At 47.2% G+C, this 15,737-nt stretch carries 14 protein-coding genes; 9 read left to right on the top strand and 5 right to left on the bottom strand.

Going from position 1 to position 15,737, the window contains the following annotated elements:
- Positions 1–638 precede the first annotated feature (638 nt).
- The 9 genes from AAHA41_RS07805 to AAHA41_RS07765 all read left to right on the top strand — a co-directional run bounded on the left by AAHA41_RS07805 (position 639) and on the right by AAHA41_RS07765 (position 9,321).
- Complete coding sequence (locus AAHA41_RS07805; RefSeq protein ID WP_136502082.1) at positions 639–1,787, top strand: site-specific integrase; 1,149 nt, start codon at positions 639–641, stop codon at positions 1,785–1,787.
- Positions 1,788–1,911: 124 nt separating this feature from the next.
- On the top strand, positions 1,912–2,721 hold the full coding sequence (locus AAHA41_RS07800) for a hypothetical protein (protein WP_136502081.1): 810 nt from the start codon (positions 1,912–1,914) through the stop codon (positions 2,719–2,721).
- 159 nt (positions 2,722–2,880) lie between these two features.
- Positions 2,881–5,406 carry a HipA domain-containing protein gene (locus tag AAHA41_RS07795; RefSeq protein ID WP_323069313.1) on the top strand — a complete coding sequence of 842 codons (2,526 nt, stop codon included), beginning with the start codon at positions 2,881–2,883 and terminating at the stop codon, positions 5,404–5,406.
- Positions 5,407–5,422: 16 nt separating this feature from the next.
- Positions 5,423–5,728 (top strand): hypothetical protein, encoded by a 306-nt coding sequence (locus AAHA41_RS07790; protein WP_136502079.1) that lies wholly within the window; start codon positions 5,423–5,425, stop codon positions 5,726–5,728.
- A 2-nt stretch (positions 5,729–5,730) separates the two neighbouring features.
- On the top strand, positions 5,731–6,381 hold the full coding sequence (locus tag AAHA41_RS07785) for a hypothetical protein (RefSeq protein WP_323069314.1): 651 nt from the start codon (positions 5,731–5,733) through the stop codon (positions 6,379–6,381).
- A 113-nt stretch (positions 6,382–6,494) separates the two neighbouring features.
- Positions 6,495–6,872, top strand: coding sequence for a TraR/DksA C4-type zinc finger protein (locus AAHA41_RS07780; protein WP_136502077.1), 378 nt, complete (start codon positions 6,495–6,497; stop codon positions 6,870–6,872).
- Entirely contained in the window at positions 6,853–8,175 is a 1,323-nt protein-coding gene (locus AAHA41_RS07775) for a site-specific integrase (RefSeq protein WP_323069316.1), read from the top strand. Before AAHA41_RS07780 ends, AAHA41_RS07775 begins: the two co-directional genes overlap by 20 nt.
- Before the next feature lie 72 nt (positions 8,176–8,247).
- A complete protein-coding gene (locus tag AAHA41_RS07770) occupies positions 8,248–8,829 on the top strand; it encodes a hypothetical protein (RefSeq protein ID WP_323069318.1) in 582 nt (193 codons plus the stop codon).
- A gap of 111 nt (positions 8,830–8,940) precedes the next feature.
- Positions 8,941–9,321: a hypothetical protein gene (locus tag AAHA41_RS07765; protein WP_136502074.1), complete on the top strand. Its 381-nt coding sequence runs from the start codon at positions 8,941–8,943 to the stop codon at positions 9,319–9,321.
- Between the two features lie 53 nt (positions 9,322–9,374).
- Here AAHA41_RS07765 and AAHA41_RS07760 read toward each other — a convergent pair whose 3' ends face one another.
- The 5 genes from AAHA41_RS07760 to AAHA41_RS07740 all read right to left on the bottom strand — a co-directional run bounded on the left by AAHA41_RS07760 (position 9,375) and on the right by AAHA41_RS07740 (position 15,730).
- Entirely contained in the window at positions 9,375–10,595 is a 1,221-nt protein-coding gene (locus AAHA41_RS07760; RefSeq protein WP_136502073.1) for a hypothetical protein, read from the bottom strand.
- Between the two features lie 2 nt (positions 10,596–10,597).
- Positions 10,598–11,446, bottom strand: a complete 849-nt coding sequence (locus AAHA41_RS07755; RefSeq protein ID WP_136502072.1) for a hypothetical protein — start codon at positions 11,444–11,446, stop codon at positions 10,598–10,600.
- Between the two features lies 1 nt (position 11,447).
- Positions 11,448–12,680, bottom strand: coding sequence for a hypothetical protein (locus tag AAHA41_RS07750; RefSeq protein ID WP_136502071.1), 1,233 nt, complete (start codon positions 12,678–12,680; stop codon positions 11,448–11,450).
- A 202-nt stretch (positions 12,681–12,882) separates the two neighbouring features.
- Entirely contained in the window at positions 12,883–13,563 is a 681-nt protein-coding gene (locus AAHA41_RS07745; RefSeq protein WP_323069374.1) for an NrdJb, read from the bottom strand.
- Between the two features lie 16 nt (positions 13,564–13,579).
- On the bottom strand, positions 13,580–15,730 hold the full coding sequence (locus AAHA41_RS07740) for an adenosylcobalamin-dependent ribonucleoside-diphosphate reductase (protein WP_323069320.1): 2,151 nt from the start codon (positions 15,728–15,730) through the stop codon (positions 13,580–13,582).
- Positions 15,731–15,737: the final 7 nt, after the last annotated feature.

Raw genomic sequence — 15,737 nt, 5'->3', positions numbered from 1 at the left:
GGAAGAGATGGCTTTATTTCTATTGATGTAATGTATTAGCCTCTTCAATTACCTGTTGTATTAATAACTATTTACAATAGGCTCATGTTAAGCATGAGCCTCATTCTAGGGTTAATTTTCTTTCTTCCCAGTTGCCAACCATCCAAACCGGCTAATTGCCACACTGCTCCCTGCAATACCACAACCGGAACCTCCGGGGCTAGAACCACCGTACAGTCGGAATCCATTCTTTGTAATGTCAGATACTCTATATCCAAACCAATCTAAAACATTTTGGGAACATGTGGTTGCTGGGAATGGAAGCGAAAGTGATGCGGTTATATTTGGCGGTTCAGAAAAACTTTCATCAAAATAAATGTCCACATAGGGTTCGATTTTGCAAATGCCCTGTGAGGCATCAAGCCAGCTAACACAATTCGTCGTTGCAAACCCAGTGAGGACAAGACTTTTCTCAACTCCCCGCCACATACCGGATTGGCAAGGGGATCTTGTCCAGCGGACCGGTAGTGAGAGTGCTAAGGGTGAGGCTCTTTTTTTTGGGGCTTGCAAAAAGGCATCCTCATAACGTGGTTACTTTTTTTGATTCGCGCCGATCTGATACACTCACGCTCTCGTAAATGATCACTATTGACATCACTATGAATAAATTGCGTCAGCGACTAACACTGGAGTCTGCACTTCACCGATATCTCGAAAAAGTCTCGATACACAAAAAGGGTCACGTACAAGAAAAGTATCGTATGGCACCAATTTTTTCACATCCCATTGCAAAAATGTATTTGGATGATATCACTTCGGTTGACATTGCTGGATATCGAGATGATCGGCTTTCTGTCTACTCAGTTAGGACCAAGAGACCTTTATCGCCAAATACAATAAGGTTGGAATTGGCATTGCTTTCAGATTTATTTTCAATTGCAAAAATTGAATGGGGGGCTTGCACAGATAATCCTTTGTTATTGGTAAGAAAACCACGACTTCCTGATGGTCGCGACCGCCGTTTAAGGCCTAGAGAAGAAAGCAAATTGCTACGAGCTGCACAAAGTAAAAAAAACCCTCAGGTATATTCAATAATAGTAATTGCTATTGAGACGGGTATGCGGCAAGGAGAAATACTAGGTATGAGGTGGGAAAATTTAGATCTCAGACAAGGTGTCGCACATCTTTTGCAAACGAAGAATGGGAGCAAGCGAGATGTACCGCTTACCACTAGAGCGAGAGAAGCTTTCTCCAGGCTTGGGGTGCAGCATGAGGGAGCGATATTTAGTTATACAGCGTCCGGTTTTAAATCTATTTGGAAAACGATGATAAGAAGGGTCGGCATAAACGATTTACACTTTCACGACCTTCGTCATGAGGCGATCAGTAGAATGTTTGAGCTGGGGACCCTGGACATGGTGGAAATTGCATCAATCTCAGGTCATCGATCACTTCAGATGCTCAAACGGTATACGCATTTAAGAGCGCATAAACTTGTCGCGAAGCTAGAAAAAAACAGAAAAAAAATACGCCGCCAATTGCTAGGTTTCCCAGCATATCCGGCCTACGTCTTGAAGTGTGAGCAAAGCAAATCTTTCCAGGTTGAATTTGTAGATTTTGATGATTTGATTTTGGAGATGGACTCAAGGACGCTTGTGTTGCAAAATGCAAAAGATATTCTTTTAAGAGAGATTGCCAATACAATCCAAAGCGGAAAGTCATTGCCAGTGCCAAGTGATTTAGATGATGTAAAAGAGTTTTTATCACTTAGTGTCAAGCATGAAGTTGTTTTGATTAACCCACTTTAATTGCATTTAAATTGGTGTTTTTAATGTTAGTGCCGTTGTTATTTTTTCGCGGTTTTGCGCAATTGCAAAATTGTTTTTAACATGCTATGTTCATAGTAACGACATTTTTGGTGGTGGTGGCGATATGAAAGTTGAGGGTGTTGATATGGACTTGTTCGACCAGGTTGTATTGGTCAAAGAATTTCGTTCATATGTTTCAATGTCTGGGTTGAGTGGGTATCAAATACGCAAGTTGTTCAAATTGACAGTTGAGGACCTTGTTGAACTACTCAAACTCAAGGATGACGGTGCGGAGATCGACTTGTTGCACGTGCAACATCTCTTCCGTCTTTATCAAAAATTCCCGAAACTGATTCCTTATTTGCCGACTTATGAAGAAGATGCATTGGATCATGATTCGTTGGTTATGCAAATTCCCGCCACGCGGCCAGTAAGAGGGGGGGATGTCACGAAGTGGAGAACAATCCATCAGCTGACTGTTGACCAAGCTCGTTCTTACTATCGGATGTCGCCAAACTCATATGCGACTATGACGGGTAAGGCCGCGTTGGCTGCAGTTCTAAACCCGACAATTGCTCTGCTGACTAGGGCTTGGTCACAAAATCCTCTGTTGGTTCCTCACGAGCGAGATTGGACTTTTGAAGAACTTTGTAAAATCATACCAGATACTGCTAGGAACTGTGGGATCGCGCTGGGTAAACAGCAAAGTTCCGCAACTCGTTGGGGGCATGATGTGAGCATGACTCCTGTTGCTAAAGTTTGTGCGAATGTCATGGTTCAAATGACTATAGATCGTTCATACGATCACTGGCTTGAGTTTGTAAATCAAGAAGCGCTCAGTCGGGGTGTTGAGAACGTTTTTGCAAAGGGTCATTGGAATAAAGAACAGATCAAGGATGATCATCAAAATCAGGTTAAAAAGCTGAATCGCTGAACCGTAGTAACGTAGACTGCGTTTTGATAGTTTAAAAGGGGCCCGCTCGGGCCCCTTTTCCATTGTGGCTTTTATCATTGCACCACCATTCAAGTTACTTGATGGTGGTACGGGCAAAGGCTATGATGTGTTTAAACACTACTAAATAAAGATTGCGATATGAAGGTGTTCTTCGGCGAAGTAGAGAAGCTAAAAGAGTTTTTAGGTAGCAAGGCTGGCGTAATCGGCGGGTCAGTAATACCTATAACTGACGACAATGAAAAGTTGGCCAAGTATGGAGTTTTTCTGCCTGACGATCTGCTTGGGCCAGAGCTTAGTAGCTGGGTTGACACCTTCAATCACGACCTGGCGAAGTTTGGCCCAATACTGTTAAATAAGTGCTGGCCAGATAGCTACCCGATCGGTCCATGGGCGATGACTCATAAAGTGAGTGATGATCGACGCTATGGTATTGCTCTCAAGCAGCTTCGGTCCGGGCTTTCAGATTTCGATATGGGCGCTACTATTGCCAGATATCTACCAGAGCACGAAGCTGCGAGGGTTAAGCCTGTACGTGTACGTGCGATGTATAATAATCGATACCGTTCTTGGGAGGGGGCCCTCCTTGATTGGGCAGGAGGACGACGCTTGCCCTTCAGTCGCACGTTAGTCGAATTGCTTATGTTCCCCAATGCGGCGTTGCCAGACAGCCCATTATCAAGAACTCACAATGAAAAAGCACAGACAGGTACTGATGCAGATCCGCTTTCAATGCTTAATCCTCTATACCAAGAGCGCGTAGTGTCGTGGTTGATGCAAAACAAGCTTTTTGATTGGGCTGCGAGCAATTCAATAAGTGGAATTTTAGCAAGAATTGAACATAACGAACCGGACCTCGGGTGGAGTAGGCTCAAGGGGGCTTATGATACGGCAATAGGACTAGATGCAGTCTATAGGGCCATTCTTGACGATCAGCACCACATTAAGCTGTTTTGGTTTGATCAGCCAGTTGCCTATACGGCCAGGCTGGGTTCCCGAAGCTTCTACCCAGAGGGGCCAGGCAATTACTTGAATGACCTAATTTTGCGTTTGAACCATAGTGGAATAATCCACCCTTTGTTTGATGGTCTACTTCCTGAACGTCGACACGATATAAAGTTCGACATCCAAAATGAAATTGAAAAAATGGTAAAGACGGGGATGGTGACTGCTGATGGGCTCGGTCATCTCCGCGTGGTGTATCGACAGGATGCCGATGAGTTCTTGGATAATTATCAGCAAGCTACGATCCCGTATCCACTTGAAAAGCTTGATGATGACATACTTAAGAATGTGGTTTTAACCCGCATGCTCGATATTACAGAAGAGGTGAATAATCATCGTAAGTTATTGAGCTCTGGTATCGAGGTTAGTGCTATCACTATGCCAAATGTGTCTGGCATGCAAACTAAGTTTGCGGCCTCATTGCAAGCTGCGAACGATGGAAGTGTCAGAGTCATCCCGGCCTCTGGAAGTGACCCATTTAGCCACATTGTCAAACCCGGCATGGCTCTAAATATTAGCGGTGATGACCTCATGCCATTTGCAGAATGGTTGGGTATGAGGGCCTCTAAAGCTGCTGGTTTACGTACATCGAAGTTTGCATTAGCGTTGCTTTCAAAAGTTGAGATCGATGGCGTCAATCAGGAAGTATCTCAAGCGTTGGCTGATGCTTTTCTTGATGCGAAAGATTTATCTTCAAGTCGTACTGAAATGGAAGCCAAAGTATTGGCTCAGGTGTGGACATCTGGTTTACATGGCATGTTCATTAGCGAGCGATTTGATATCCCAGCACCTGGATCAAATACCAAGTCGATTGGTCTTGATATGGCGCAGATCCTTGGCGTGGATGTATTGGCCTCAGTCAACAATAAATACAGGTCATCATACGAAGAGGTCGCTGCAACAGTCAAAAAAGAAATGGAGAAGGTTAATGCTGATTGGGAGAGTGAGAAGTACGAATTGCTACGCCAGTTACTGCTGTCATGGATGATTGCGGATTCTGATTTGCACCTGAAAAACATTTCATTGCTCTATGTTCAACAGCTCGACCCGAAAGGGCATTTTATCAGTGAAACTCTGCAGATGGCTCCGGCATATGACCGCGTAACGGTCTTTGGTTTGCGACAAAACTTGAGCCGGGCACTTGCAATGCCGGTGTGTGGCACGATTGAAGCAAAGCTAGAGCACTGGCTTAGCTTTGCGCAGTCACAGTTGGGCATTCCTCCGCATGAGTCAAAAGACCTCATTTTTCAGATGGGGGCTGATGTGATGAATAGCTTCTATGAAGATTTGGTCACTCTTAGCTCCGGGCCTCTTCATTTTCTGATCAAGGACAGATGCACTCAGATTTACGATGAGTTGGTTGGTCATTTTGAAAATATCAACTTGCACATTCCTGGGTTAGAGGAACACAAGCGGAAAGCGAAGGCCGTTCGTGAGTCGATGAGTTTCGAATTTCCGCTGGAGCGGCCTGAGCAACGGGTGTCGTTATCTTCAATTCTTGATGCAGACCTTGAAAGGCGAAATAAGTTAGTTGCTGCGAGGCAAGTAAGGGAGGCTGAGCAAGATCAGTTGTCGAAACATGCAAAGGAAAGCCAAAGTGAGTTGGGGCTAAGTGATGATGTTGTTACTGCTAAGCCGATACGAAGAAATTATCGAGTCTAAGGGAAGGTTGTAAAATATGACTTTTGAGAACAAGTTGGCAGATGTCATTTCAAAAAATGCACGGTCATTGGATGAGCTTAATGCTGCAATTGCTACCTGTGAGCTACTGACTTTGCCTGACAAAGGGCGGTTTGTATTGGCAAAGACAGCGGAGAACCAACTCCGGTTTGGACGTTTACTGGTACTCATTCAAACGGAGGGTGGTCTACAAGATGTTGCCGGGCGAGCCATAACTGAAGAGGTTGTCGCAGCTGCAGATGAGGCTTCAGATAATGTTTTTGAAGCGCTTAAAAAATTCCGTGCTGACCTGGTTAAGGAGTGATCATGAAGCTTGAACCCACGCTTGAGGAGGTATTGGATGACCTCTACGAAAAAAATGTCGCCTTGCTGAATGGAGTGACGTTGCGGCTGGATGCGCAAACTCAACGCTACATCCTTCCTGCAGTCGCGACAGCAGCTATCGTTATGCTGACCGGATATTTGACTGCGGCCACGGTCGGACTGGCAGGGACGCCGCAAGAGGAGTTACAACATGCTTTTGAGGCGTATGCCAAAGTCAAAGATATACCAATCGAACAAGTGACTTTTGGCGCGGTTGTCAAAGCTGCAATAAGTGGTGATCTCAATAGTCTCGTAATAGCTGCGCCAGCGGGCGTTATTCTTGCGTCTGCAAGCGCAGGCGTTATGTTGGCAGCTCGGGGGGCATTGGCATCGGCAGACAAGCTTTTAGAGCGTATATCGGGTAGTTATCACGACGCCAAGGTAGAGCGCCTGGCAAATCTCTACGCAATTCTGAAAGAGGAGTTTCGTAGCTATCGAAATATGGAAGAAACTCAACATTTCCCAAAAAACACCCACGTCCCAGATCCTCAAGGGATGTTGAAGCATATCTTGCTTAATCGCGAAGGCTCTTTGCGCAATTATGATGAGGCAATAGCTAAGGGTGATATAATGCACAAAAAACTAAAAATGTAATTGAAGTGCAATTGTTTATGTTTCACAATTTGGTAATTGAATGTGTAATCCAATGCTGTGCAAGGCAACTGTTTTGTGCGGCATTTCAATTTTATGATAATGAGGTTTATTGAATGAATTTAGGACGTGTTTTGACTGAAGAGCAACGTGTTGGTGTAATTGCAAAGATCCATGATGAGCTGTCTGGGATTAAGCTGAAATTGCCAGAGCTTCGGGCTACAATTCGTGGCGGTGAAATTTATTCTGATGAATCCATGGTTGCAAGCAAGCATGAAGAAAACGCTAATGCTATGATGGAAATCAATCGACTGGTACACCGTCAGAGCCTGCTTGTCCACGCACTTAAGATGTCTGATGACATCGGTTTTTGTGAGGACTGTGGTAATGATGTGCCGTATCAACGTTACGTAAGCAATCCTGCTGCAACATGTTGTATGTCTTGCCAGGAAATAAGAGAGTTTAAAGCCAAACATGTCCGACAAGCCGCTTGATTTTGTTCCGTTCCCTCTTTTCAATGGGGATGCTGGTGAGCCGGTGTCCCTGAGTGACCAAGACTTCTTCCAACAAGCTGTATCTGGGCTTAATTTCGATTGGGAGCCCGAGTACCGGGTCGCATGCCAATTACTCAATAGCCTGCTGATTAGGCCAAACACTTTCCGCACTTACCGTCGAGACCTTGATAGATTTTTTCTATGGCGTTGGTTTAAGGTCGGTGAAAGTTGCCTCACCATGAGAAGCGCGGAAATGACGGCATTCGTGATGTTTGTTGACTCACCACCAGCCTCATGGCAAGGCGCTATTTGTCGTGGGCGATTGCAAAAAACAAAGCCTCTAAAAGATGGGAGTGCTGGAGAGATCATTGAAGGGCCTAATCCGGATTGGCGCCCTTTCATTATGGAGAGGCGGCAAGCAACTGGACTTGCTAAGTCCTCGAAAGTATCGATGTTCGGAGGGTTAAGCGCCCTATATGGCTCATTGATTGAGGCAGAGTTAATTGAACACAACCCGGTACTCACATCACGAAAGCGCAGCCTTGGAAAGGTTGGAAAGTTAGGTAAGGTTAAAGAGCGGATAATGTCAGATGCTCAACTGGAAGCGATCTTTCGTGCATCGGATAGGATTGCTGGTTTTAAAGGAGCTCGGTCTAGATACATTGTATCGATGCTCTATTACCTGGGGGTTCGAGTGTCAGAACTATGCGACAAAGTTGTGCCTGCCGGGGTTATTCCTTGCCTTACCAATCGTTTCCTTTGCCTGCCTGAAGGCTGGGTTTTTCATATTGATGATTCAGTGGGGAAGGGGGATAAGGGGCGGTACATTCCAGTCACAAATACGCTCCTGAGTGAGGTTAAGCGTTTCCGTGCGGCGTTTTCAGTTGAACTAGGCCGTAAGTTGACTACTCTGCCTAGCCAGGCGGAGCGATTGCCTCTCGTTCCACATAGCCACCGGGGCACAATGGAACATGAAGGGTTGGACTCCAACTCGATCAGGAATGAGATCAAAAGCGTGTTGGAAGTTGCCCGAAAAATGTTGGAAGAAGACTCAAATCAGCTGAAAGCTGCTGGCGATACGGATGGGGCTGATGCAATATCGCGCGAAGCGGAGGGGTTGATGGCCATTAGCCCTCACTGGTTTAGACATAAGTACGCAACCGACGATATCGCTGATGGTGGAAACATCGCTCATACCCAGGCCAACTTGGGCCACAGTGACCTTGCTACTACTTCCATCTATGTTCATGCGGACCTCAATACGCGTTTGGAATCCAGTGAAAAAAAACGTCGTGTAGATTAGCAGTGGTTTGTTTTCGTTGGCCAGCGCTATGCTTATTAGAGCATTAAACGCCAATTTATAGTGTGAGGTTTTTTGAAGGTATCGTATTGGAAATATGACCCTGAATTCATTGCTGAGTTGGCGGGGTTTCTACGTGGTAAAAAGGTGCTCGAGGTGTTTGCCGGGAATGGTCTTTTGTCTCATTACTTGCATGAGATGGGAGTTGATATTAAGCCGACAACACTTTTTGCCACACATGATGGACACCAGAGCTGGTGTAACCCTGCTGTAGAAGAGCTTAGTGCCACTGATGCCATACTCCGATTTGGAGAAAATAGTGATGTACTGCTGATGTCATGGCCTGAGGTATCACAAGATGCATTAAGAGCCGCCTTGGATTTCTTTAGCACAGAGAATGCCTCGCTTAAAAAGCTAATTTTTATCGGGGAGCGAACCCGTCTCGAAAGCGGTATTTTGGGTGGGTGTGCTACGGATGAGTTTTTTGCGTGTTTTCCTGAAGGTGTTGTTTATCAGCGATTGAGATACAAGGGAAACTTGATTGAGGTTGCCGAGGTTTTGTCTTGTCCGTCAAAAGAGAGTATCAGCCATTTCCGGAAGGTTGTTGAACGTAAAGGCAGCTCGAGGTTTGGCATGGATTTTCTCAGGCCTCGATAATTTATGTACTGCTTGAAAGTTGTTGTGGGTGGGTTTAGCGGTAATATATTGTTTTGCTGTGATTAATTCTGCACAATGCACAAGTGTAAGTTATCAACACCAAGGTGCTAGATGGGTGAAGGTGATGAATTTTCCAACTATTGTCTGCGAATTTGTGGGCTTGAAGCAACCGATGTCGCCATTCAATCTAAGGTGCCTCGCCGCACTCTGAATGATTGGTGGCACACTCGTAATCGAGTTGTTTCACTCATCGTTTTAGGCCTCGCAGCGGAGCGATCGCGTAAGCGACGCAAGCGTAACGGCGTGGATTTCGAAGAAGAGATGCTATCTAATTACTGCAAGCAAAAGTGCGGGTTTGATGCATCAGAGGTGGCTGTCCTGGTCAAAGTGCCGCGCAGAACCTTTTATGATTGGTGGGATAATAGGCGTTGCGCAGTTAAGTTGATGATCGTCGGTCTTGATTCGGAACTCATGAAAACAGGGGGGCGGTGAATTCATTCATTGATCCCCTGCTGTGGTTATATCTAGGTAGATTCACATTGTATTTATAAAGATAGATTATTTCGCCTCTCATTGGCGGTGCTACTTATTTCAAATCTACGGTTGTCAATTTTTATCGAAAGCTCCACTGATTGAATGGTTTGATAAACATCGAATAGGTTTTCATTTAAAAGCTTATCACCTAACGTGCTTGTATTCCCATCACACTCAAAACTTGTATCTAATGACAGTCCATTGAGTACGTTTGCCTGCCAGTAGTCTGAGGTTTTGTTGTTAAGGTTTTCTTTTGCGAAATTGGAAATAATGGGTTTCGTGTCCTTACATAAAATAATTAACGTCAGCAAAATATCAATTGAAGCTGTAGGGTTCATCGCTACATTAATTTGTACTTGCGGCGTGTCATTTACTAATTTCCTCATAACTTCTTGTGGCGTGCTTGAATTGGTAGCCACTTGAGCTCTGATGGTTTCACTTGCGGATGATGCTAGTGATCCCAGAGTTTCAGGGGGAGTCGAAAGGTGTTCTGCAACATATTTGCGAATCAACTCGGATTCATCTTGGGCTAAGTATGACAATGTAGGCCCGTCGGTAGCTTGATGTATTGATACCCCGATCCGTATTGAGTCTTCTGTGGCTCTGGCCAATAAAGCCAAACCTTTTGACGTCGTGTTGCCATGTCTTGTGATGCGAAGTTGCACAGCAGAATTATGAACGGTGGCCAAATAATCTAGTGTCGTAGGTAAACAGTTCGGATGCTCGGCGACATACATCCTCACATCTATAGATTCGTCACGCGAGAGGGCATCCAGAGTGCGCCCGGAACAACTTGGATTGACAGAGAGAGAGCGGCGCACATCTTCATGTGGATCACTTACTAACGCTTCCTGGGCTTCTTGAGGGGTATTGCTATTGAGTGCCGCCTTTTTCCTAACCAACCAATGAGCATCTGTGGCCAACACACTTAAAACGTGAGATGGCGTAAGTTGATTCCCGGCGACGACCGCCCGAACAGAGTGTTCGTTGTCCTTACTGAGCTGCTCTAATATGGATTCCGGGGTGGATGGGTGGCCTGCTGCTTCGGTTCGCACCCACACTACATCGTCTGATGCTAGGGCGGAAAGGATTGATGACGGCACACGGCTATGGGCCGCAACGCTGCTACGAACGGCCCATTCAGGGTCCTTAGCTAATTCGATAAAAGCATTTTCTGATACGTCTATTTTAGATAGTAGGTTTATTCGTCCCTGGACATTGAGCTGTTGCATGTTCACATCCTCAAGCTACGTGGAGTTAAATCAGGATTTTGTTCTTGAGTGGTATCTGAATGGTTTGCTTTATGTTCGGAAACCTTATTCTGAAGCTCCATTGCCAGGAGTTTCTGGTAAATCGATGTGAACCCCAGTTGTAGAAGCGCATCGCCAAAAGTTGTCGAACGAAAGGGCTGTTTGAGCTGCATACCGGTGGCAAACCAATCGTTATCACTTTTTCTGCGAAGTGAAAGATGTGCATCATTACGGACCATGTCTACATCATCATTGAGAGCCAAGGCTAAAAGTGTGTCGATGCTCGTTGATGAGTTAGCTGCGACTTCAGAGCGAACCTTATCATTCGTTGAGTTTGACAATTTCGTGAGGGTCGCAGGGGGGGTGTTGTCGTTGTGTGCAACAGCTTGCGGTATGTACCGATCCTGGATCTCCGATAACTGTTCAAGAACCGTTGGCGGTGTTCGAGGATTGTCAGCAACGGTCTCAAGCACTCGCATATCTTGATGCGTGGCTAAGTGGCATAACTGTGCATAGGGTAATGCCGGGTTTTTGGCTAGAGCGATGACTACATTGGTATCCGAATCTGCCACCAGCTCAAGTAATGATGCGGTAGGCGTGGTTTTATTGCCAGCAACAGCTTGGCGCACTCGCCAGCTTATATCTTCTGCGAGCAGGGCGAGGCTTGAAGAGGGGGTTGAGCCATTGCGGCCAACTTGAGTCCGAACCGTCTCATCAGCACTGCAAGCCAGTTTTTCGAGGTCTTGAAGTGGTGTTTTAATGTCTGATGCTTGCCGTAAGGCCTCTTCACGAGAGTGGTATTCAGCTAGCGTAAGAAATGTGGGTGACGACATATTAGAGCCTCAAGCTAGATGAGCGCGAAGCTCTATCAGTTTGTGCGTGTGTCAGGGGGATCCCGGCGCAGATCTTGTGTTCAAGCTCAATGGCTTGTATCCGCTGATAGAGCTCCGTCAACTGGAGAGACAGCAAGCTGTCGCCCACTGTTTTGCTGCGTGAGCTAGGGCCGATCTTGCTGCTTAATTGCAAGGAGCCGGTTGCGATCGCTTGATATAAGTCGTGGTCATTTAGCTGAGCCAGGGTTTTTATCGCTAAATCCTTAACCTGCTTGGCTGGATCTCGAGTCGCCAATTTTATCAATGTAGTTACTGGTGTCAGTGTGCATTCCGCAACAAACTTGCGGTAGTCGGCAGTATCATTTAAGTATGCTGCCCTGAGCTCGTCCTGCATTTGGCTTGGTGCATTAGGGTTCTTTAGAATACCTTCAATGATGGGGCGGCCCTCTCGCTTCCCATCTGCGGTGTAGTAAATGGAGTTACGATGTCTGCTCAACAAAGACTGTAGGCAGTCATGTGGTGTGGCGGGATGTTCCGCTACAAGAAAATGGACGCTTGAATATTGGCTTTCGGCTAAAGTGCTAAGAACGTCACCAGGGGTGTTTGGATTTCTAGCGACGTTTAACAACACTGCTTCAGCCTGATGTGTTGAGACCACCAGCTTCAGCATCTCACCGGTCAGATCTGGATTTTTGGCCATCGACATAATGACTGCAACATCCTGTACTGAACGCAGATTGGACCGAATGATAAGGTCGCATAACTCGAGTGTGATGTTTTTGCGTGATGCCAGAGATCTCAGAACATGAACGTTGTTTAGTTCGACGAGTTCAAGGAGTAGTGCTGGGGGCGAGTTAGGGTTCGCTGCAATATGGCCCATTAACTCACTACTGCTAGGCTCATTTGTCGCTCTAGCCATTCGACACAATGTTTCCTCGTTTATGCTGTGGTTTTTTGCTAGAGATTCGAGAACAGAAACATCATCTTGGCTAAGTATGCTTTGGACGGACAAGGGTAAATCGTTTCTTGCACAAATCTTTTCGCGAACAAATCGATTTTCGTCGATGGCCATTGAGGTAATTTGATCCGCCGTCAAGTTGGGGTGAGACGCTAGTCGGAGTCGCAGAAAGCGGTTAGGGTGTGTCAGATAGGGGGTCAATTCATCCGGGAGGGCATCCTTAAGACTGAGATAAATTTCATTAGCGCTTTGGCGGGGATCTTGGTCAGGTGACATTGGAGTGGTCTCTTGCTGTTGTGTTTAAATGATATCTTATAAGCGTTCCATGGCCAATGAGCTGTGATCGAAAGATGGGTTCGAGGGCATGACCGATTCAAGAATGATCTGCCGGTTGTCTGTATTATAAAATTAGTGCAGATAAAAATTAGGCATCCAGCATGTGTGACATGGCAGATGCCATTTATGTTAATTAACATTATTAGCAATGTGATTCGCCACAATTCAGACAGCAGCTACAGTTGTCACGGCGAACGACAGCCTTGTAGTGACATTTACTGCATAAGGTAGCGCTTTCTGGGAAGCTGGCTTGTGTACCATTAAGTGATGTCGGTGTTTCTCCTAAGAACTCAGCTCGTTTGGTTGCAATGAACGACTGTTGATGTGGGTCCATCTTTGGGGCATCGATCATTCCGATAGAAATCAAATGTGTTTCGATGACGTTACCAATTTCAGCGATAAGAGAGTGAATGTATTTACCTTTATTCCAATAGCCGCCTTTTGGATCGAACACAGACCTTAACTCCTCAACCAGAAAATTAATGTCCCCCCCTTTGCGAAACACGGCAGATAAAATCCGGGTTAAGGCGACAATCCATTGGAAGTGCTCCATGCTTTTTGAGTTGATGAAGATCTCAAATGGTCGACGAACCTCATTTTCAGTCCCTTCATTCAGAACGATATCATTGATCGTGATGTACAAAGAATGTTCAGATATATGTTCAGGTGTTTTTACTTTGTATGTTGCCCCAATCAATCGTTCTGGCCGAGCAACGGTTTCATGCATATGAACTACCGGAGTTGCTGACACGCAATGTTCTTCACCTGCAGTTGATGTCTTGACCTTGTAGCCAATAATTGGGCTATCAATTTTGAGTACCAATGCACTCCGTGCTTGATCAGAACTTCCCATAGTAACCTTCCTTCAATGCGTCATAGAGATTGGCGGCGGTATGAGTCTCACCGTCATATTCAATTTCATCGTTACCTTTGGCGGTGATCACCGTGCCATCTTGTAGGGTGAATTCATAAAGGGTGTTCTCCAGATCCTTCTCCTTCACCAGCACGCCCTGGAAGGCCTCCGGGTTGAAGCGGAAGGTGGTGCAGCCCTTAAGGCCGGAGTCCGAGGCATACATGTAGATGTCCTTGAACTGCTCGAACGGGAAATCGGTCGGCACGTTGGCAGTCTTGGAGATGGAGGAGTCGATCCAGCGCTGGGCCGCCGCCTGAATGTCCACATGCTGCGCCGGGGTGATGTCATCAGCAGTAATGAAGTAGTCCGGCAGACGACTCGCCTCATCATCGGCATAGGGCATGGCGGACGGATTCACCAGCTCGCGATAGGCCAGCAGCTCGAAGGAGTAGACATCCACGCTCTCCTTGCTCTTCTTGCCCGGCTTGATGACGTTGCGGCTGTAGTGGTGAGCAAAGCTCGGCTCGATGCCGTTGCTGGCGTTGTTGGCCAGTGACAGCGAGATGGTGCCGGTGGGCGCGATGCTGCTGTGATGGGTGAAGCGGCCACCGGCTTCGGCCAACTCGACGACCAGCGCAGGATCCACTTCGGCAACCTGTTGCATATAGCGGCTATAGCGTGCGTGCAGCACCTTGCCCTTCACCTTGTCACCCATCTTGATGCCATCAGCCGCCATTTCAGGGCGCAGACGCAGCATCTTGCCGGTCACTTCAAACTCCTGCTCCATGATGGGCGCCGGGCCCTTCTCCTTGGCCAGCCGCAGGGACTCCTTCCAGCCGGTCATGGCGATCTCTTGGGATACCTGTTCTGTGAATGTCACTGACTTGGGTGAGCCGTACTTGATCTGCAGCATGGTGAGAGTCGAGCCCAAGCCGAGGAATCCCATGCCGTGACGACGCTTGGCTGTGATCTCCTCGCGCTGCTTGGCCAGCGGCAGCTGGTTGATCTCCACCACGTTGTCGAGCATGCGGGTGAAGATGGCCACCACCTTGCGAAACGCCTGCCAATCGAACGCCGCGTTTTCAGTAAAAGGGTCGCGCACAAACTTGGTCAGATTGATCGAGCCAAGCAGACAGGCACCGTAAGGTGGCAACGGCTGCTCGCCACAGGGGTTGGTCGCGCGGATCTCTTCACAGAACCAGTTGTTGTTCATCTGATTGACCTTGTCGATCAGGATGAAGCCGGGCTCTGCATAGTCGTAGGTGGAGGTCATGATGACATTCCACAGCTTGCGGGCTGGCATGGTCTTGTAGATCTTGCAGGCGACCTGCCCCAGCTCGTTGAACACCACCCCTTCCTTGTTGGGCCAGTCGGCCCAGAGCACCTGAGCGGGATCGTCCAACGCAATGCCATCCTGCTCCACCTCTTTGGCGGTGTAAGGGAAGATCAGCGACCAGGGCGCATCCTCTTTCACCGCCTTGACGAAATCTTCGGTGATCAGCAGGGAGAGGTTGAACTGGCGCAGACGGCCATCTTCACGCTTGGCCTGAATAAACTCGATCACATCGGGATGGCGGATATCCATGGTGCCCATCTGGGCGCCGCGACGGCCACCAGCGGATGAAATGGTAAAACACATTTTATCGAACACATCCATGAAGCTAATGGGCCCTGATGTGTGAGCCCCAGCTCCCGCGACGAAGGCTCCTCGAGGGCGCAGGGTCGAGAAGTCATAGCCGATACCGCAACCTGCTTTCAGGGTCAGACCAGCTTCGTGCACCTTACCGAGGATATCGTCCATCGAATCTTCGATGAGTCCGGAGACAGTGCAGTTGATGGTTGAAGTGGCAGGTTTGTGCTCAAAAGCCCCCGCATTGGAGGTGATGCGGCCAGCCGGAATGGCACCATTGCGCAGCGCCCACAGGAACGGCTCATACCAGGCTTCCGGCTGCAGTTCCTGCTCTGCCAACGCACGGGCTACCCGCTGGTAAGTCTCGTCGATAGAGCTGTCGATGGGAGTGCCATCCTTGCTCTTGAGACGATACTTGCTATTCCAGATCTCGAGGGACGTTTCTTGTAACGGCATCAAATCTTGGGAGCTTTCAAGATCCGGAGTGTACGTTATATCAGTAGTCATTTAGTTC

The sequence above is a fragment of the Aeromonas sp. SER genome (genome assembly GCF_038739615.1).
Classification (GTDB): Bacteria; Pseudomonadota; Gammaproteobacteria; order Enterobacterales; family Aeromonadaceae; genus Aeromonas; species Aeromonas jandaei.
Note: the sequence above shows the minus strand (reverse complement) of the source record. Positions and strands in the feature narration are given on the sequence as shown.